The organism is Rhizobium oryziradicis (assembly GCF_001939045.1).
GTDB classification, from domain to species: domain Bacteria; phylum Pseudomonadota; class Alphaproteobacteria; order Rhizobiales; family Rhizobiaceae; genus Allorhizobium; species Allorhizobium oryziradicis.
Window position 1 is genome coordinate 135,851 of record NZ_MKIM01000022.1, and the last position, 19,748, is coordinate 155,598.

Annotated in this window: 19 protein-coding genes and 1 riboswitch; of the genes, 9 read left to right on the forward strand and 10 right to left on the reverse strand. The window is 56.0% G+C overall.

The features are described 5' to 3' along the window. Window positions 1–32 precede the first annotated feature (32 nt). Window positions 33–1,568, reverse strand: coding sequence for an L-piperidine-6-carboxylate dehydrogenase (gene amaB / locus BJF95_RS04435; RefSeq protein ID WP_075638255.1), 1,536 nt, complete (start codon window positions 1,566–1,568; stop codon window positions 33–35). Between the two features lie 60 nt (window positions 1,569–1,628). Further along, window positions 1,629–2,912, reverse strand: a complete 1,284-nt coding sequence (locus tag BJF95_RS04440) for an NAD(P)/FAD-dependent oxidoreductase (RefSeq protein ID WP_075638256.1) — start codon at window positions 2,910–2,912, stop codon at window positions 1,629–1,631. A gap of 163 nt (window positions 2,913–3,075) precedes the next feature. On the opposite strand from BJF95_RS04440, the gene BJF95_RS04445 reads away from it, so the two are divergent. After that, entirely contained in the window at window positions 3,076–3,975 is a 900-nt protein-coding gene (locus tag BJF95_RS04445; RefSeq protein ID WP_075638257.1) for a LysR family transcriptional regulator, read from the forward strand. Window positions 3,976–4,086: 111 nt separating this feature from the next. Then, a riboswitch (FMN riboswitch) is annotated at window positions 4,087–4,238 on the forward strand. A 202-nt stretch (window positions 4,239–4,440) separates the two neighbouring features. After that, a complete protein-coding gene (locus BJF95_RS04450; RefSeq protein ID WP_075638258.1) occupies window positions 4,441–4,917 on the forward strand; it encodes a 6,7-dimethyl-8-ribityllumazine synthase in 477 nt (158 codons plus the stop codon). Window positions 4,918–4,955: 38 nt separating this feature from the next. On the opposite strand, the gene BJF95_RS04455 is transcribed toward BJF95_RS04450, so the two are convergent. The 8 genes from BJF95_RS04455 to BJF95_RS04485 all read right to left on the reverse strand — a co-directional run bounded on the left by BJF95_RS04455 (window position 4,956) and on the right by BJF95_RS04485 (window position 13,410). Beyond that, window positions 4,956–6,455 carry an amidase gene (locus tag BJF95_RS04455; protein WP_075638259.1) on the reverse strand — a complete coding sequence of 500 codons (1,500 nt, stop codon included), beginning with the start codon at window positions 6,453–6,455 and terminating at the stop codon, window positions 4,956–4,958. 25 nt (window positions 6,456–6,480) lie between these two features. After that, complete coding sequence (locus tag BJF95_RS04460; protein ID WP_075638260.1) at window positions 6,481–7,863, reverse strand: M20 family metallopeptidase; 1,383 nt, start codon at window positions 7,861–7,863, stop codon at window positions 6,481–6,483. Between the two features lie 24 nt (window positions 7,864–7,887). Next, window positions 7,888–8,016, reverse strand: coding sequence for a hypothetical protein (locus BJF95_RS24550; protein ID WP_280950432.1), 129 nt, complete (start codon window positions 8,014–8,016; stop codon window positions 7,888–7,890). 102 nt (window positions 8,017–8,118) lie between these two features. Beyond that, window positions 8,119–9,633 carry an ABC transporter substrate-binding protein gene (locus BJF95_RS04465; RefSeq protein WP_075638261.1) on the reverse strand — a complete coding sequence of 505 codons (1,515 nt, stop codon included), beginning with the start codon at window positions 9,631–9,633 and terminating at the stop codon, window positions 8,119–8,121. Window positions 9,634–9,790: 157 nt separating this feature from the next. Then, window positions 9,791–10,660, reverse strand: coding sequence for an efflux RND transporter periplasmic adaptor subunit (locus BJF95_RS04470; RefSeq protein WP_075638262.1), 870 nt, complete (start codon window positions 10,658–10,660; stop codon window positions 9,791–9,793). Further along, complete coding sequence (locus tag BJF95_RS04475; protein WP_075638263.1) at window positions 10,657–10,866, reverse strand: DUF1656 domain-containing protein; 210 nt, start codon at window positions 10,864–10,866, stop codon at window positions 10,657–10,659. The genes BJF95_RS04470 and BJF95_RS04475 overlap by 4 nt, the downstream gene beginning before the upstream one ends. Before the next feature lie 4 nt (window positions 10,867–10,870). Next, window positions 10,871–12,940: an FUSC family protein gene (locus BJF95_RS04480; RefSeq protein ID WP_075638264.1), complete on the reverse strand. Its 2,070-nt coding sequence runs from the start codon at window positions 12,938–12,940 to the stop codon at window positions 10,871–10,873. Further along, a complete protein-coding gene (locus BJF95_RS04485) occupies window positions 12,937–13,410 on the reverse strand; it encodes a MarR family winged helix-turn-helix transcriptional regulator (RefSeq protein ID WP_075638387.1) in 474 nt (157 codons plus the stop codon). Before BJF95_RS04485 ends, BJF95_RS04480 begins: the two co-directional genes overlap by 4 nt. Before the next feature lie 253 nt (window positions 13,411–13,663). Between BJF95_RS04485 and argE the strand changes: the two genes are divergently transcribed. From argE to BJF95_RS04520, 7 genes are all read left to right on the forward strand, one after another. Next, window positions 13,664–14,791, forward strand: coding sequence for an acetylornithine deacetylase (gene argE, locus BJF95_RS04490; protein ID WP_075638265.1), 1,128 nt, complete (start codon window positions 13,664–13,666; stop codon window positions 14,789–14,791). Window positions 14,792–14,808: 17 nt separating this feature from the next. Then, window positions 14,809–15,165: a cupin domain-containing protein gene (locus BJF95_RS04495; protein WP_075638266.1), complete on the forward strand. Its 357-nt coding sequence runs from the start codon at window positions 14,809–14,811 to the stop codon at window positions 15,163–15,165. A 312-nt stretch (window positions 15,166–15,477) separates the two neighbouring features. Continuing rightward, window positions 15,478–15,726 carry a hypothetical protein gene (locus BJF95_RS04500; RefSeq protein ID WP_075638267.1) on the forward strand — a complete coding sequence of 83 codons (249 nt, stop codon included), beginning with the start codon at window positions 15,478–15,480 and terminating at the stop codon, window positions 15,724–15,726. Between the two features lie 254 nt (window positions 15,727–15,980). Then, complete coding sequence (locus BJF95_RS04505) at window positions 15,981–16,820, forward strand: metallophosphoesterase family protein (protein WP_075638268.1); 840 nt, start codon at window positions 15,981–15,983, stop codon at window positions 16,818–16,820. After that, complete coding sequence (locus tag BJF95_RS04510; RefSeq protein WP_075638269.1) at window positions 16,817–17,977, forward strand: ABC transporter ATP-binding protein; 1,161 nt, start codon at window positions 16,817–16,819, stop codon at window positions 17,975–17,977. Before BJF95_RS04505 ends, BJF95_RS04510 begins: the two co-directional genes overlap by 4 nt. Window positions 17,978–17,988: 11 nt before the next feature. Further along, window positions 17,989–18,894 carry a carbohydrate ABC transporter permease gene (locus BJF95_RS04515; RefSeq protein ID WP_425348675.1) on the forward strand — a complete coding sequence of 302 codons (906 nt, stop codon included), beginning with the start codon at window positions 17,989–17,991 and terminating at the stop codon, window positions 18,892–18,894. Next, on the forward strand, window positions 18,894–19,739 hold the full coding sequence (locus BJF95_RS04520; RefSeq protein WP_075638271.1) for a carbohydrate ABC transporter permease: 846 nt from the start codon (window positions 18,894–18,896) through the stop codon (window positions 19,737–19,739). The genes BJF95_RS04515 and BJF95_RS04520 overlap by 1 nt, the downstream gene beginning before the upstream one ends. The last annotated feature ends 9 nt before the right edge of the window (window positions 19,740–19,748 follow it).

Below are 19,748 nucleotides of genomic sequence, written 5' to 3' on the forward strand. Positions count from 1 at the left end.
CCCCCGGCTTGGAAGCCGGGAGCTTTTGTCCGTTATTCCACGTCGAATTTCACGCCCTGCGCCAAAGGCAGGGAGCGACCGAAATTGACGGTGTTGGTGGCGCGGCGCATATAGGCCTTCCACGCATCCGAGCCAGATTCGCGACCGCCGCCCGTTTCCTTTTCTCCGCCGAATGCGCCACCGATTTCGGCACCGGATGGGCCAATATTGACATTGGCAATGCCGCAATCCGAGCCGCGATCCGAAACGAAGGCTTCGGCCTCGCGCAGATCATTGGTGAAGATCGATGACGACAGGCCCTGTGGCACATCATTGTTCAGCGCCAGCGCGTCGTTGAAGTCGCTATAGCGGATCACGTAGAGAATGGGCGCAAAGGTCTCTTCCTTCACCGGCCCACTTTGCGAGGGCATTTCAACAATGGCGGGGCGAACGTAATAAGCATCGCCGCCATCACTTTCATTCATCCGCGCGCCACCATGCACGGTGCCGCCCGCAGCCTTGGCTGCTGCCAGCGCCTTTTGCATGCCATCAAAGGCACCCTTATCGATCAAGGGACCAACCAGTGTGCCGGTTTCCAGCGGGTTGCCAACCGTGACCGAGCCATAGGCCTTGATCAAGCGTGGCACCAACGCATCATAAACGCTGTCATGCACAAACAGGCGGCGCAGCGACGTGCAGCGCTGGCCCGCCGTGCCCATGGCAGCAAAGGCAACGCCGCGCAGAGTCAAATCCAGATCTGCCGTTGGCGCGACAATAGCCGCATTATTGCCACCCAGCTCCAGAATGGCGCGGGCAAAGCGACCCGCCAGACGCGGGCCAACAGCCCGGCCCATGGCGGTCGAGCCGGTGGCCGACACCAAGGGTACCTTGGGGTGATCGACCAGCACTTCGCCAATAGCGCGATCGCCAATCAACAGGGTCGAGAGATTGGCAGGTGCCGCGCCGCCCGCCTCGTTGTAGCGCTTCAGTGCCTTGTCAAAAATCGCCTGCGTCGCAATCGCCGTCATCGGCGTCTTTTCCGATGGTTTCCAGACGGTGGAATTGCCACACACAATGGCCAGCGCCGCATTCCAACACCAGACGGCCACCGGGAAGTTGAAGGCGGAGATAATGCCGGTGACACCCAGCGGATGCCAGGTTTCCATCATTCGATGCTCGGAGCGCTCGGTAGCAATGGTCAGGCCATAAAGCTGGCGGGACAGACCGACTGCAAAATCGCAGATGTCGATCATTTCCTGCACTTCGCCAAGGCCTTCTGAGGTGATCTTGCCAGCCTCAATCGACACCAAGCGGCCCAGCGCATCCTTATGGGTGCGCAGTTCTTCGCCCAGCAAGCGGATCAATTCGCCACGCTTGGGGGCTGGCACCAGCCGCCATTCCAAAAAGGCTGCATGGGCTTTGTCGATCGCAACCGTGGTTTCAATGGGGGAGATGGTCTTGAGCATGCCAATCACGCTGCCATCGATGGGCGATCTGGCTTTCAGCGTACCGCCGCTTAAACAAGCTGTCGGCACACCAAGGCTTGCCAGAATACCGGCGACATCTTTGGACAGGTCAGTTTTTGCCATTGATTTCTCTTCCTTCAAAACGCGATGTCTTCATCGATCATGCCAATCGAAAATGACTGGTTAAAAACGATTTTCCGTCAAATGGGCAATTTGCGCACCCATCTCATAATAGGCCTCTTTGACGGCTCTGAATGAAACGGCCTCCGGCTCACTCAGCGGCAGAGGCAATTGCTCTTCGCTTATCTTGCCCAGCACCAGATCGGCCAGTGTTTTACCAAATGTTGTTCCGGGCGCGATACCACGTCCGTTATAGCCAGAAAAGCCAACAACCTGGCTGTCAAACCGGTGAAAGCGCGGAACCGCATCATTGGTCATGCCGATATGGCCATACCACTCGGCCTCAAACTCAAGCGTGCCAAGCTGCGGAAACAGCCGTTTGAGGCTGCGCTTGGCCCAGGCCCGATGCACCGCCGCACCGCTGTTGCGCAAAGCGCCAACGCTGCCAAACACCAGTCGACCGGCCTGATCCATACGGAAGGACGATAAAACCTCCTTGGTATCCCAACAGCCTTCACGATGGGGCAAAACAGAGCGGCGCAGGTTGTCGCTCAATGGTTTTGTGGCAAAGTTGAAATAGGGCAAATGCACCTGCTCTTGCCGAACCCGCTTCCAGGGGCCGGTGGAATAGGCATCGGTGGCAACAATAACCCACTGGCAGGAGACGCTGCCGCGCGCGGTTTCCACCAGCCAATCCTCGCCCTGCTTGCGCGCATCAATGACAGCGCTGGATGTAAACAGCTTTGCTCCGGCATGAAGGGCGGCATGGGCCAAGCCACGGGCATAGGCCAAGGGCTGCAAGGTTCCGGCGCGCGGATCAAACAAAGCCCCGGCATAGGCAGAACTTCCCACCCGTCTTGCGGTTTCCTCGGCATCCAACAGCTGAACCGGTGCACCGCGTGCTGCCCATTGCCGATGGCGATCGCGCAGCTCTTGCAAACCTTGCGCCCCCACCGCCAAATGCAAAGTGCCATTGGTTTCCAGCTCACATTCGATCCGGTGTTTTTCGATCACCTCCCGCACCAGAAGCGGTGCCTGCCCCAATTGCTGAAGCGCACGCTCACCATGCTCTGCCCCCAGCACTTTGGGCACATCATCCGGCATCACCCACATGCCGCCGTTGATGAGGCCGACATTGCGGCCAGCGCCACCAAAGCCTGCTTCCACCGCTTCCAAAATGATCACCGAAAGGCCGGTTTCGGCAAGATGCAGCGCCGCCGACATGCCAGTGTAGCCCGCACCGACAACCACAACATCTGCCAGCAATTGCTCATCCAGAATGGATGTGGCCGGGGCGACGGGAGCTGTTTTTTCCCAAAGTCCATGAGAACGCGGATTGCCGAGCATTGCCTACCCTCTTGTGGTCATTGTTGATGCTGAATATGGACCTGAATGATTGTTTTATCGAGAGGTCTATTCATGGATCCGCGATGAATATATCGATGTTTACGCAAGAGTTTATTCCGCATCGGAATGACCTTGGCTGAATGTCGCTTATTTTGGAACAATCATGCAAAGCCCACGCCGTTTTTTGCCATCGTTGCATCTTCTCGCGGCCTTTGAGGCCGCCGCTCGCACTGGCAGCGTCACCGCAGCCGCCCGCGAATTGAGCCTGACCCAAAGCGCCGTCAGCCGCCAGATCAAGGCGCTGGAAGAGCAAATCGGGGTTGAGCTGTTTCACCGCGAGCGCCAGACCATTCGCTTGACCGCAGGCGGCAATATTTATGCGCGGGAAATTCGCGATGCCCTGCGCATTATCAGCACCGCCTCGCTCACGCTGAAAGCCAATCCCTTTGGCGGCACTCTCAACCTTGCCATTCTACCCACTTTTGGCACTCGCTGGCTGGCCCCGCGCCTGCCTGCCTTTTTGAAGGCGCATCCCGGCATCACCATCAATCTTGTCACCAAAATCTCTTATTTTGATTTTCGCCTCGAGCCGGTCGATGCCGCCATTCATTTTGGCAGGCCCGAATGGCAAGGGGCCGAGATGTCGCTTTTGCGCTCGGAAACGGTGGTGCCAGCCTGTAGCCCGGATTTGCGTGAGCAATACAGCTTTCAATCTGCGCATGACCTTCGACAAGCGCCTTTGCTGCATCTCACCACACGGCCCGATGCGTGGGAGCGATGGCTCTCAAAAAACGGTGTTGATGCTGATCACGTACGCGGCATGCTGTTTGATCAATTTGCCACGGCCTCACAAGCGGCCATGGCAGGGCTTGGCGTGGCCCTTTTGCCGGAATTTTTAATCGAAGAAGAACTGGCATCGGGCCGATTGGTGAAGGCCATTGATCTGCCGATGAGAAGTGCCGAATCCTATTTTCTGGTGTGGCCCAATGAACGTGCGGCCCATCCGCCACTGCAAGCGTTTCGCGACTGGATTTTGAAAGAAACCGAAACCCACCGGCAGTAAAGAGAAGAGGCGTGCTTTTGTAGACGCTGTGTTTAGCAAAAACCATGCGGCAATACGGCAAAAAACAGCATGACATCGTCTTGCTTGATCGAAAGCGCCACCTTAATATCAAAACGTTCTCAGGGCGGGGCGAAATTCCCCACCGGCGGTATCGGGTGTAAAATCCCGGAGCCCGCGAGCGCTTCTTGGCACATGTTGAGAAGGTCAGCAGATCCGGTGAGAAGCCGGAGCCGACGGTATAGTCCGGATGGAAGAGAGCAAGCGAGAGATGCCATTCTACTGCATAATTCTTTAAACCGGAATCAGTTTGAAGAGAAAATTATGCAGCAGATATAAAGGGCTACAGAGAACCTTTGTGCGCCATATGTTGCGCACGGCTCTGTAGATGAATGGTGGATTTCGCCTGTTCGCCCAAGGGCATTTTTGGTCACTCCACAGGTGACTTAACCCTTGAAAGGCAGAAAAATGACAATTGCACCACGACTTGAAACCAACAAAATCGCCGTCATCCGTGCACGCTGGCACGCAGACATCGTTGACAATTGCGTCAACGCCTTTGTGGATGAGTGGCAGGCGCTGGGCGGCTCCGCCTCTGATGTCGAGATTATCGATGTGCCCGGCGCGCTGGAAATTCCGCTGCACGCCCAGACATTGGCCAGAACCGGCCGCTATCGCGCCATTATCGGCACCGCCTTTGTGGTGGATGGCGGCATCTACCGCCACGATTTCGTGGCCAGCACCGTGCTGGATGGCATGATGCGCGTGCAGCTGGATACCGACACGCCCATTCTGTCCACCGTGCTCACACCCCATAATTTTCAAGAAAGCGAAGCCCATATCGCCTTCTTCAAGCAGCATTTCGTGCTGAAGGGCAAGGAAGCTGCCTCGGCCTGCAAAGCCATTTTGCAAGCCCGTGCTCAGGTGTTGGTGCCTGCAATTTGACGATAGAGCCGGGTCTGCACCGCCAGACCCGGTCTTCCTTACCAGTCCGGGAAAAATCCGGGCATGGTGGCGATTGGTTTGGCCTTGGCCAAAAGCGCAAGATCAACCTGCGGCACACCAAACACCACATCATCAGCAAGAATGGCCTGAATTTCGGCAGCCACCTTTAAAACACCCAGATCATCATGGCGCTTGCCAACAATCTGCAAGCCAAACGGCATGCCCAGACTGTCACGTCCCACAGGAATGGTAATGGCTGGATGGCCCGCAAGGGTTGAGGCATAGGCCAGTGCCAGCCAATGGTAATAGCTCTTGGTCGCCTGGCCATCAATATGGGTCGGGTAAAGCTCGTGCCAATCGCGCGGGCTGATGGTGACAGCCGGGCTCAAGACAAAATCATGGATCTCGAAAAAGCTCTGCCAATCGCGATAATAGCCGCTTTGGCGGGTGATGGCGTCCGAGAAATCCTCCGGGCCATAGGTCATGGCTTCCGCGACGTTGACGGTTACATTCGGGCCGACCAGTTTGGGATGTTCCCGCACATATTGGCCATGCGGCACAAACAGCAAAGCCCGCAGCACGGAAAAAATACGATCCGCATCCTGTGATGGCGGATGGGTTTCCTCGACTTGTCCCATATGGGGCAACAGCCGCTTCACGACCGCTTGGAAAGCATCACGCACCACGGATTCCACCGGCGCGAAACCGTAATCTTCGGTCACCGCCATGCGCAAACCGCTGAGGTTAACCGGGGTAAGCCGCGCAAAATCGGCCGGGTTCCAGGCGGTTTTGCCATCCACCACCACTGTGTAAGGGTCAAGCCTGTCTGGCCGCGCCATAACGGACAGCATCAGGCCAAGGTCCTCCACTGTGCGGGCCATGGGTCCGCTGGTGGACAGCGGCAGCAGCGCCGCGCCCCGTGTATCGCCCGGCACCACACCAGGCGAAGGTCGAAATCCAACCACGCCGCAAAACGCTGCCGGATTGCGCAGGCTTCCCCCCATATCCGATCCGGTCGCAAGTGGGGCCATGCGGCTGGCCAGGAGCGCTGCCGACCCGCCCGATGAGCCAGCGGACGACTTGCTCGGATCGTGCGGATTGCCAGTGGCACCATAGACTTTGTTAATGGTATTGCCGCCCGCGCTCCAGTCGGGATTGTTGGTCTTGCCAAGCGGTATGGCTCCTGCCCGGCGCATAGCCGCAACAATCGCATCATCTTTGGTGGCAATATTATCGCGGAAAATTTCAGAGCCAAAGGTGGTTGGCAGGCCTTTGACGTCATTCATGTCCTTGACGCCAAAGGGCAGACCATGAAGGCAGCCGAGCGGCTCATTGCCCATCACCTGCTGCTCTGCCGCGCGTGCGTCAGCAATAACCTGATCAAAATTCTGCGCCACCACCGCATTGATGGCCGGGTTGATCTGCTCGACGCGTTCAATACAGGCCTTCGCCAGCTCAACCGGAGACAGGCTTTTGCGTGCAATGAGACGAGAGGCCTCTACAGCCGACAAATCAGCAGGATTGGTTTTCACAGTCATAACCTTCGCCTTTTTGAGAAAAAAATCAGGAAATCTGCTTCAGCCTTTCAGCGTTTTCGCCAATATCGAGGAAAAGACTGGTCATAATCCGCATCCCCTCTTCCGCAATCGACAACAGCGCGTGTTCATTGGGGCCATGCTGGCCGCATTCCGCATGAGAGTGAGGAACCCAAATGGTAGGCAGGCCCAAAATATCGGTAAAGGCATCATTGGGCAGTGATCCGGCCAGATTGGGCAGCACGTGAGGAGGCTTGCCGCAGGTTTTGCTTACCGATTGCTCGACAAATTTCACCCATGGGTGATCCTGCGAAAACCGGGTGGCCTTGAAGGATTCACCACGTGCCATTTCCACCTGCACCATGCCAAAACCATGGGCATCCAGATGCCGGCGCAGGGCTGGCAAAATGCCGTCCATATCTGTGCCCACCACAAAGCGCAGTTGGCACGTGGCCTTGGCACTGCCGGAAATAGCATTTTGTGGCGCATTGATGTTGCCCGCCGAAATCGCCAGAACTGCCATGGAATTCCAGCCAAACACCCGCTCCGACGGCGTCAAATCCGCCTGTCCCCAATCGGCATCATGCTTGCGCGGCGGCAGGTCTTTCAACGCGGCGCGAATATCGGGCGTGAGGCTGGTGGGCAGCCATTCCGGAATCTGGATCTGGCCTCTTTGATCGACTATTGAGGCGATGGCGTGGGAGAGGATAATCACCGGATCGGCCAAAAGCCCGCCAAAATTGCCCGAATGGTGGTCGTTTTCACGCAAATTGACGAGGAGATTGAAGGCAAGGCCGCCACGCGAGCCCATAAACATCGTGGGTGTATCGGCGGCAAGCCGCGGGCCATCCGAGGCAATCAACACATCGGCGCTCAGCGCCTCTTTGTGGGCATGGAAAAACTCACGCAGGCCATAAGAGCCGGTTTCCTCGGCCATTTCCAAAATGATTTTGGCGTTAAAGCCAAGCTTGCCCTTGGCCTTGATGATCTGCTCCATCGATTTGATGTTGATCAGATGCTGGATCTTGTTATCGGCCGTGCCGCGCCCATAAAGCTTGTCGCCCTCCTGCTTTAGAAGGAATGGATCAAGCCCTTCGCGCCAACGATGCGCCTCACCATTGCAAACATCACCATGACCATAGACCAACACGGTCGGCAAATCGGCACTCTCAAAGCGCGATGCCAAGAGCAGCGGCGCGCCACCCGCGCGCGGATTGGCAAAAATCTCGGTCTCGAACCCCAGGCTCGCCAACCAGGGCTGCATATTCTGTTGCAAATAGGCTTGCAGTTCTTCCGGCACCCCTTCCGACTGGCTTACGGATTTGCGCGCCACCAGATGCGCCAGATCATTGGCCAACTGGCCGCTCAAGGCATAATCTGATGCCTGTTTAACAACTGTGTCCCGTTCCATGTCGTATGCCTTATCGTTTATGCGTCAATTGTTTGTGCGGCTGCGCTTCAAATTGCCAAACACCTCATCCACTGCGCCATATTCCAACATCTGGCGCTTTTGCATCATCAGAATATGGTCGGAAATCTCAGCTGCAACCCGCAAATCATGCATGATGAACACAATCGTGAGACCAACGGCTGGTTTTAATGTCGCTGAGCAGTTTCATTCGAAAACGCAAACGATTGCAACGCTGCGGGCAGCGTGATTGACGGGTTACTTCCAGCTGATGTCGTAAAAACGCACCAGCTCATCCGGCGTTGGCGTGAACGACACATCCTTGGCGAGAATATAATTGGTGGAGTAGAGCCAAAGTGGGACAAAATACGCTTTATCGGCAATGATCGAGAGGGCCTTGCTGTAGAGCATTTTTCGGTCCGCAGTGTCCGTGGTCTTATCTGCCGTGTTCAAAAGATCCGCCACCTCATGATCACGCGCATCGTCTTCCCCCGACAGCGTAAAGAAATAGCTGGTGCTGGCCGAGGCATCCGCCAGGGAATTGGAGCCCCATGTCAGAAAAGACATGGCCCCGCCTTCCTTCAACCGCTTCTCGCGAAGCGCGGCATAGGGCATATAATGCAGATGGGCCTGAATGCCGACCTCCGCCAGCATGCCAATCATTGCCTCGGCCAGCGACCGATCCCGATAGGCGTAAAAATCTACGTCAAATCCCTTGGGGTAACCCGCATCTGTCAGAAGAGCTTTGGCTTTTGCCGGATCATACGCATAGCGGGTGACGTCGCCATCACAACCAAATTGCATGGGGGCACAGGCGCTGTTGATCACCTGGGTTGTGCCTTTTATCATCCCCTCGACAATGCCCTTGCGGTTGATGGCATGGTTGACCGCTTGACGCACCTTCAGCTTGGTCAGCGGGTTGTCCGCACCAGAGCGGCCGGCGGCATCCATTGAGATATAACCGATGCGCATGGTGGGCGCATTGATCACCTGAAATCTGTTGAAACGCTCCATCGTCTGGGCTTGATCGGATGGCACCTGCCACACCATGTCGATACCGCCATTCAGCAACTCTGCCATCTGAGTACTGGTGTCGGAAATGACGCGAATATCGATGTTTTCAATCTTTGCTTTCGGCTTGGCGGCGGCAAAATAATCATCATTGCGCTTGAGCACAAAATGCTTGCCCGGATCAACACTGACCACTTTGTAAGGCCCAGTGCCGATGGGATGTGTTGCAACACCCGCAGGACCAACCTTGGCATAATAGTCGCTGGGTTGAATGATCACCGGACCGGCGAGATATTCCAAAGCGGCGGGAAACGGGTCTTTGGTGTGGATGCGCACCCTGAATTGATCGATTTTCTCCACAGATTCGATCCAATCCACCGCAAATGTGTTTTGGGCTTGGTGTTTAGGGTCAATTTCATAATTGAGCGTGTAGACCACATCATCGGCATCAAACGGCTGGCCGTTGTGAAAGGTCACGCCCTGACGCAAGATAAGCTCGAGCGTGGTCGGGTTTTCCCAAGACCAGCCGGTTGCAAGATTGCCAAGATAGTGATTGGTTTTAGGATCTCGATAGAGCAGGCCATCCCAAACCGCCGCCGCCATCAACGCACCTTCACGCGCGGTGTTGAAATAGGGATCGAGATGCTCAAGTTCCTTTGAAAATGCAATGTGAAGCGTGTCATCTGCCTTGCCGGCAAAAGACGGCGAAGAAACAAGGCATGCAGGCAGAAGCACTGCCAAGGCAGTCAATGCAAATCTCATATCATTCCCCTCTCGCCCCTTTTCGAGCTGTAAGCGGAAACTAACGGCATTGACAAATTTGTACACAAAAAAAATTAGACAATACAACCTTAAGAGGAAAGCTCATATACCTGCGAAGCTTTGATGCTGCTCCGCAAGCACAGAGGCTTTTCCTCAATCAGTTGCCATCGGGCTGGATATCAACCGTTGCCGTGAGACCCGAGATCAGCTTTGTGCCTTCCGGTATCTTGTCCAGATGGATACGTACCGGCACGCGCTGGGCCAGACGCACCCAGCTGAAGGTGGGGTTGATATTGGCCAAAAGCCCTGAGCTGGACGTGCGCTCGCGGTCCTCGATGCCTGTTGCAATACTATCAACATGGCCTTCCAGATTGCCCTTCTGGCCCAGAATACGCACCAGAGCACGGTCGCCCTTTTGAATACGTGGCAGCTTGTTTTCTTCGAAATAAGCTTCGATGCGCAAGGAATCGCTATCCACCACGGCCACTTTTGCCGCACCACGGGTAACAAAATCTCCCGGCTGCAAATTCAGGTTGGTGACACTGCCATTGACCGTGGTTTTCACATCGGTGCGCTCCAGATCCAGCTTTGCCAGATCGCGGGCCGCCATGGCCTTCATGTAGGCGGCCTCGGCCTGCTGCTCTGTCGCAACCGATTTCTCCTTGGTTTGGGCAGAGGCCGAATCCCCAAGGCGTTCATTGCGTTCGCGCTCGGATTTTGCCAGATCCAAGGTTGACTTTGCCTCAGTGAGCGCTGCCTCGGCCTGCAACAATGCCAGCTCAAAGCGTGAGCGATCAACCCGAAACAGCACATCACCCTTGTGCACGATCTGATTGTCCTTGACGAACACATCACTCACCAGCCCGGTCACATCCGGGGCGATATCGACCACATCTGCGCGCACCCGGCCATCCCGTGTCCAGGGCTCTTCCATATAATAATGCCACAGATGACGCCCCACAAAGACGGCAGCCACAACAACAATCAGGGTAAGGCAGATTCTGCCCATCAACTTTAACGTATTCATGCGAAAAACCAGCGTGTTATGGAGAAAATTCCTCCAAGCAGAAGAACATAAAGTGCAACATCAAACAGACCACGGTGCCAAACGAGGGCGTAAAACCCTATGCGGCCAAGCACTTTACGAATGAGTATGCTGACCACAAAGGTGATGAGCATGAGAAGTAGAAGGCGTGGAAAATAGACGCCATAAAGGTCGAGTTCAGCAGGCATTGGTTTACTCAGCAGCGATCGAGAGTGTTTGGGGCTGCGGCAAGGGTTGCGAAAAGGATTGAAGGTCGGGTGCCGCCGCTTGCGGAAAGAACACGCGGCGCAAACCAACAAGGGCATCAATCACCCGCCGGGCGGCATCCCCTTCCTTGCGCACCACGGTTTGTAATCCGTTGTCGATCAGCACCATCAGCGTCGCATCGCAAGCCAACGCGCGCCCGGCCTTGAGCTGCCTTCGATAATGCGCGGCAACAGCAATCAACACCTGAGAGACGATTGCCGCACTCTCAACAGACAAATTGCGGCGCTCCTCTTGCAGCGACACGACATTGATGGCGAGACGCACATCGGCAAAACCATCAACATTGGCCAATTCGCGCTCATTCAGCGCAGCCAGGCGTGGCACGAGCTGGCCAAGCCGGTCGAGAATGCGGCCCGCAAGCCGCTCAGGATCTGCGGATCTCAAGCCGGCAGCCGTATCGGCCAGATCACGCCATCCGGCTTTGAGCAAACGCTTTGCGGCCAATCTCGCCCCGAAAGGATGCGCCACGCTGATCCAGACATAGGCAAAAGCGATACCAAGCACGGTGGCCACACCGCCATTGGCAAAGGACGCAAAATCTGCGGTGTAGCGATCCTGAATACCGACCAAGGTCGCCACATTCACCGCCACCAACATGCCAAGCACGGCCGTTTGCGGATTTGTCATCTTCAAGCCCAACAACAGCAGGAAGGGAGCAAGAGCCAGCACCATCATTTCAAAATTGGTGGCAAAGGGCAAAATGCCGAAAAGATAAACAAAGGAGGCGATCACCGATACGACTGTCCAAACCAGCATGAAACGGATCATCGGAGCAGGCCGATCTTGCGCCGCAAAGAAGGAGCAGGCAACGGCCGTCATGGCAACAAAGCCAGCCCCTTGCGCCCATTCCAGCGCAATCCAGATGGCGCTGGCAATCAAAATACCAACAACCACAATACCGGCCTTGAGGGCCAGAAATGCATGGTCGAAATGGCGCGATGCAACCGAGAAACGCCGATCTGAAAGATCGTCCATCACCGTGTGACGTCCTTTGGCAATACGGTCCAGCAGCACCAGACAATCACGCCAGAGCTCAACCGCTGCCTTCAAGCGCATCAAAAGACCGGAAAAGACCAGATCATTCCAGCCATGAAGTTGATGGGTCTTTTGTTGCCGGGCAATGGCCTCCAGCAACACTTGCGCCTTTTGCGTGGCACCTGGCTTGCCGCCCATTTTGAACCAATCCGCAACATCATTCAGCAGTTGCGTCAAATCTTCGGGCAAATGCTCACATCCCTGCCGCACGGCGTGAAGCCGGTCAGCCAGAGACGAAAACACGGGCAGAAGCATCAACAGGCGTCCACGCAGCTCGCGCGCATGGCGCACCACATCGCGGGTTTCCAGATCATAGGATAACTGACTGATGATCAGATCAAGCCCGGCAACATCGGCGGCCAATTGCTGACGCTTCACAGGCGTGGCGGGGCTTGCCCCTTCCCCACGCAGAATATCATTGGCCCAGGAGCCCGCATCGCTTAGCCAGCCCTCTATGCGACTGCCAAATTGTGCGTTCAGGCTGACGGGGAAAATGACGGTATTCACAACGCTTGCGCAGATAATGCCAAGCGCGATCTCCTCGGAACGCGCAAGCGCCGTTGCGAAAATCGTATCCGGCACATCCAGTGATGGCAGGGCAATCAAGGGCAAAGTATATCCGGCCAGCATGAAAACATAGCTGCGCGCGGTGCGATCCAGCATGGAGATCAGCAGCAGGGTTCCCGTCCACAGCGCCACCACCAAAGACAAAAGCTCAGGGGCATTAATGAAGAGTGGAACAAGCAAAACGGCAGCGGCCGCACCCAGCAGCGTGCCCAAAATGCGATAAAGCGCCTTGGATTTGGTGGCACCGGAAAAGGGACTCGAGACGATATAGACGGCCGACAACGCCCAATAGGGCCGGGAAAGATCCAGCGCCAAAGCGATATAGAGCGCAAGCATGCCAGCAAGGAACGCCTTGCCGGAAAAGGCCCAATCCCTCCATGAATGTGCTATCATTGCCCGCCTTCCTTTTTGCCCCCGCCTTGAAGCGCGTCACCGCAGCGCTGCTGGAATACATCCAAAACGCGAAATGCCATTTCGAGTTCCGTCTCGGAGATATCCCCCAGAACGCGTGCGCGCTCACGGTCCAGCACGGCCTCAATGCGGGCCGCCAGCTCCACCCCTGCGGGCGTCAGCCAAAGCCCTTTGGCGCGGCGATCCAAAGGGTCGTCCTTGCGCACCACCATGTCCAGCGCTTCGAGCTGATCAAGCAGCCGCACCAACGATGGGCTTTCGATGCCAATGTGTTCGGCCAGCGCCGTTTGCCGCACGCCATCGCCGAGCCTGCTGATCCACAACAGCGGTGCCGCGCAAGCCTCGGAGATTCCATGCTCAATCAGCGCCTGATCCACCAGCTTGCGCCACAGGCGGGCGGCGGTGAAAAGCTGACTGGTCAAGGCACGTTGAAAATCTGATTTTGGTTCCATGCCTGACATATATCATCAATATAGTTAGGATACAAATTATTTTAATGCGAAATTCAGTATCCCTCAACAGCGGCAGAATTTGCTCTTCAACGCCGGTGCCACACAACAATCCCCCAAATCCGGTGTGCATTCAGCATCCACCGCCCCTGAAGGCGCGCTAACCTTGCATCGTCCAGCGAAAAATCCCCGGATTGGTTTTGCACAGGTGAACCGATTTGCCACACGCCATCCTGCACCATGAAAGACAATGCCTATGCAGGTCATCAATATTCTAGAAAAGCTGATTTCCTATCCATCGGTGGTGGGCAGCGCCAATGATGAGATTGTCGGCTGGATCAAGACCTATCTACAAAGCCATGGCGCGGCCGTCACGGTTCTTCCCGGCCCGGAGGGTGATCGCGCCAATGTGTTTGCGACATTCGGCCCGAGGGACGTTCCCGGCTACATCCTCTCTGGCCATATGGATGTGGTGCCCGCCGGTGAAGCGGGCTGGAACAGCGATCCTTTTCAGTTGCACCGTGATCATGACGCGCTGTTTGGGCGCGGCACCAGCGACATGAAAGGTTTTCTGGCCTGCGCCTTGGCAACTGCTGCCAAGATATCGGCGATGCCGCTGGTGCGCCCCATCCATTTGGCGTTTTCCTATGATGAAGAGGCCGGTTGCCGGGGTGTTCCGCATATGCTGGCCCATTTGCCGCAGCTTTGCGCGCCGCCGCTGGGGGCGATTATTGGCGAGCCAAGCGGCATGCGCGCCATTCTAGCCCATAAGGGCAAGGCTGCGGCACGGGTGACAATTCGCGGGCGTTCCGGCCATTCCTCCCGGCCCGATCTGGGCCTGAACGCCATTCATGGCGCAACCGATGTTTTAATCGCCGCTCGCGATGCCGCAGCCGAGTTGGCCAAAGGCCCCTTTGAGGCCACCTTTGAGCCGCCCTATTCTTCTTTGCAGGTTGGCACGGTGCGCGGCGGTCAGGCCGTGAATATCATTCCCGATCTTTGCGAGGTTGAATTTGAGGCACGCGCCATCTCCGGCATTGATCCATCAAACCTGCTTTTGCCCGTGCGCCAGGCCGCAGATGCGCTGAAAAGCCAAGGCTTTTCTGTCGATTGGACAGACATGAGCGCCTACCCGGCGCTTTCTTTGCCCGAAAACGCGGCCCTTGCCGCCCTTCTTGCCCGCCTCACCAACAACGAGCCGCTGGCCGCCGTCAGCTATGGCACCGAGGCGGGGCTATTTCAGCAAGCTGGGGTCGATGCCATCATCTGCGGCCCCGGCGACATCAGCCGCGCCCATAAAGCCAATGAATTCATTCTCGTCAGTGAACTGGCCGCCTGCCAGAGCATGATTGAATCCCTGGCAGATCACTGCCTTACTCTTTGACACAAAGGTTTACCCGCATGTCTCTTTTGCAAACTGTTGATACCAATCCCACCTTTGCGCCCAAGGAATCCAAACCGCTGCTTGAGCGGTTGATCTCAGGCGATCCATCCTTCAAAACCTGGCCGCAGGACGTCTGCCGAGGCGAGATGATCCACACAGGCGTGTGGGAGGCAACACCCGGCGTGACCAAATCAATCAAGGGCGAGACCTTTGAATATTGCTATATTCTGTCTGGCGTTGTCGAAATCACGCCTGATGGCGGTGAACCGGTGATCTACAAGGCTGGCGATCAATTTATCATGAAACCCGGCTTTGTCGGTGTTTGGAAGACCATTGAAACCGTCAAGAAGGTTTACGTCACCGTTCAGGCCTAAACTCGTTGCGTTCAACGGGTCTCAGTTGAACGATAACACGCCGCATTTTTGCGTCTGTTGCATCCATCCACGGGAAGGATGCAACAGATAGAGGGTGCATTGTCGCCCAGCGAGCGTGGCGGAACAATGATAATGTCCGATCGTTGTTTACTCCAGGGGTTCAATGCGTCACAACAGCATAATCGCCCTGCCAATGCCCGAGCATCTGCCAATCGCGTACCCCATGACACATGCGCTCTCAAAGCGGCATCATGTGAACAGGAACGTCGTATTTCGGCTGATCAAAAGCGCCACCTATATAAGGACAAGACCATGATCCGTTATACCATTGATCCAGACGCCAAGGTTGCAAAACCCAATGAGAGCGCGGCTCAGGCCAAAGCCGGCCCTATCAGCGAAGAAAACCGCAAAACAGAGGCCAAGGTCGACAAACCTGTCGATGGAACACCCGCCAAAAAGGCTGGCCCCATTGCTGCGGAAAACAAAAAAGCCGCACCAAAGAGCCGCAAAGCCCCTGCCAAACGCGCGACCAGCAATGAGGATGACGAGCGCTTGCTCTGAATTTCTTTCAGTCGCATTTTGGCGAGGCCCATTCCGACGGGCCTCCCCCCTCTCTTGATCTTAGGCTGTCAGCAGCCATTTTAACGTTAAACCCTGACCTATTACGATCCCTATCCCATTTCGGTTTTTATCCAGCATGACAATGCTGTGACGAAAATGGAAGCGGCGTGTCACGCGCTGTTATGGAGATGACATGCACGGGCTCTATGGAGAGCGGCAGAAGATGCCGCTTGATCCAATGCCCGGAGCCCTCCATGAAAATCATTCAGATCACCGATACCCACCTCAGCCCGGTTAAATCACACTTCACCGAGAACTGGGAACGGCTGGCCGCGTGGATTGTTGAGACCGGTGCCGACCTTGTGGTGCACACCGGCGATTTGACCATTGATGGCGCGGACCTTGATGACGACATGGTCTATTCCATCGAGAAAATGCGCAAGCTTCCCATTCCCATGCTGATCGTGCCGGGCAATCACGATGTTGGCCATCTGCCGGGATCAGATCAACCGGTTAATCAGGAGCGCCTTGCCCGCTGGCAAACGCTGGTCGGACCCGATCGCTGGGTATCCGATCATCCCGGCTGGCGTTTGATTGGTCTTAACAGTCTCATCATTGGCTCCGAGAGCGATGAAGACGAAGCGCAGTTTCAATGGCTGGAAGCCCAGCTTACCAGCCGTGATGGTCGGCAAGTGGCCATTTTTGCCCATAAGCCGCTGTTTGTGGATGCCGCCGATGAAGGTGACAGTGGCTATTGGGGCATTGCGCCCAAACAACGGCAGCGGCTGTTGGATCTGTTTAAAGACCATCCGGTCAAGCTGCATGCCAGCGGCCATTTGCATTGGGCATGGCAAGGCGAACATGCAGGCATAACACTGGTGTGGGGTCCGCCCTCTTCTTTCATCATTCAGGATTTTGAGCGCGAAATGCCGGGCGAACGGCTGGTGGGTGCCGTCATCCACACCTTGGATGAACAGGGTGTGTCCAGCGAGATTGTGACGCTGCCACAGCTGACCCCTTTTGTGTTCGATGATCTTGCCGCCGAGCTTTACCCCAAGGCAATCCGCCATCAGCCTGAGGAGGCCGCCCAATGACCGTGCTTTCGCTCAATGGCATTACGAAATCTTTCGGTGGCAATCCGATCCTCAAAGGTGTGAGTCTCGAGGCCAAGGACGGCGAGTTTATCGCGCTGGTTGGCCCATCCGGCTGCGGCAAGAGCACGCTTTTGCGCATTGTGGCCGGTCTTGATCACGCCGACGGCGGCGACATCATCATTGGCGGGCGCAATGTCTCAACCATCAATGCCGCTGATCGCAATGTGGCGATGGTGTTTCAGTCCTATGCGCTCTATCCGCATTTAACGGCTGGGCAAAACATTGCAGTGCCATTGGCGATGCGCCGTTTGAGTGCAGCCCAACGCCTGCCGATCCTTGGCAATCTCATGCCGGGGCAAAAGGCCATTCGCACTGGCATTCAAAACCACGTACAGGACATGGCGTCTGCTCTGAAAATCGACCATCTGCTGGATCGTAAACCCGGTCAGATGTCGGGTGGTCAGCGCCAGCGCGTGGCCTTGGCCCGCGCCATGGTGCGCCAGCCCAACGTGTTTTTGATGGATGAGCCGCTGTCCAATCTTGATGCCAATTTGCGTGTGCATGCGCGTGGCGAAATCGTCGATCTTCATCGCCGCGCTGGAGTGCCCACGCTCTATGTCACCCATGACCAGTCCGAGGCGCTTTCCATGGCGGACCGCGTGGCGGTGATGATCGGCGGTAACCTGTTGCAATTGGCAACACCGCAAGAGATCTACGACAATCCGGCCCATGTCGAAGTTGCCCGCTTTTTGGGCCAACCGCGCATCAATGTGCTGGATGCGCAAATGGATAAGGCAGGCCTTGTGCGCTTTGGCGCAACTACGCTGGCTGCCCGCGTGCCAAACGCTGCCGGCAAGGTTATGCTGGCTATTCGCCCCGAATTTGTCGGGGTTGGCGTTGAGACGAGTGACGCTCTGCCCGCACGGGTCGAGAGGCTGGAGTTTCTAGGCTCCGAAGTAGTGGTCTATGCCAGGCTTGCCGCCATTGCTGAACTGGTGGTGGCAAAAATATCCCCCCAACAGTCTGCCAGCATCCGCATCGGCAGCACCATTGGCCTCACACTGCCGAGCGAGAAAATCTTTCTGTTCGGCGAAGATGGCGCGCGGCTCAAAATCGAAGCCGTTTCCCATGCGGGCAAGTTGGAGGCAGTGCGGTGAGCGTTGCAGCCATAAACTCCTCCATCAGCGTTCCACAGCGAATACATCAGGACCGGCAGGCCCGCATCGGCTGGCTTTTGGTGGCCCCGGCACTGACCTTGATCATGCTGTTCATCATCCTGCCAACCATTGCAGTGATTGTGCTTGGCTTTACCGATTTTGAGCTGGGCTATCAAAGCTTTCACTTTGTTGGTTTGAAAAACTATATCCATTTGTTTTCAGACCGGACATTCCGGATTTCACTGTGGAACACCACGCTTTACACCCTGATGGTGGCCCCCGCCTCCATCATCCTCGGTCTCGGCATTGCCTTGATGATCGAGGCCGAGCCTTGGGCGAAATCCTTCTTTCGCACCGTGTTTTTCTTACCCGTCGCATCCCTCATCGTCGCCATGGCAACCGTGTGGCAATATATGCTGCACCCGACCATGGGGCCAATCAACATCATTCTATCAATGATCGGTGTTCAAGGGCCAAACTGGCTGGGGGCATCAAACTCGGTGCTCTACAGCCTCTCGATTATTGGTGTGTGGCAATCCGTGGGCTTCAACATGGTGTTGTTTCTCGCAGGCCTTACCGCCATCCCGCGTGATCTTTATGCGGCGGCCGAAATTGATGGCGCAAAACATTGGCTGGATCGCTTTCGCCTGGTGACCTGGCCAATGCTGGGACCAACCACCCTGTTTGTCACCACCATCAGCATTATCAACGCCGTGAAAGTGTTTGAGACCGTCAAAACCCTCACCGAGGGCGGCCCCAACAAGGCCTCCGAAGTGCTGCTCTACACCATCTACCGCGAGGGCTTTGTGTATTTGCGGGTCGGTTATGCCTCGGCCATGACGGTGGTGTTTCTGGCCATCCTGATTGTGCTGATGCTCATTCAATATCGGGTTCTGGACAAGAAGGTGCATTACTGATGGCAACTTTACGCACCCACAATATCACGTTTGGCCGTATGATCCGCCTTAGCGTGCTCTGCCTGATCGCGCTGATCTTCTTCTCACCCTATATTTTTCTGATCTCGACAGCTGGCAAGGCGCAGGCCGATATTTTCACCTCATCGCTCTCGATCATTCCGCAGCATTGGTATTTTGTCGAGAATTTCACTAAGGCCTTTGACCGGGTGAATATGCCGCAACTTTTGTGGAACGGGGTTCTGGTCTGCGGCATGATCCTGATCTTGCAGGTGATTGTGGCCGTGCCTTGCGCCTATGCCATGGCCAAGCTGAAGTTTCGGGCCGCCCAAACCATGATGATGATGGTGATGCTGGGCCTGCTGATCCCCATCCACGCCACCGCCCTTCCGCTCTATGTCGCCTTCAATAATCTGTCCCTGCTCAACAGCTACACCGCTTTGGTGGCTCCTTTTTCGATCTCGGTGTTTGGCATCTTCCTGTTTTTGCAATTCTTCCGCGCCCTGCCGGATGATCTGATCCATGCCGCCCGTCTGGATGGCATGTCGGAGATGGACATTGTCACCCGCGTGATTGTGCCCAATGCCTGGCCCGCCATCACTGCCTTTTCGATCTTTTCGGTGGTCGCCCATTGGAATGATCTATTCTGGCCGCTGATTGTGATTTCCAAACAAGGCTTTGCCACACCGCCGCTTGGGCTGCTGTTTTTCCGCGCCGCCGAAGCTGGCGACGATTACGGCGCGCTGATGGCCGCCACCCTCATCATCACCCTTCCGCTCGTCCTTGCCTTTTTGCTTGCCCAAAAACGCTTTGTCGAGGGGATCACCATGACCGGCCTCAAAGGCTAACCAGTCAAT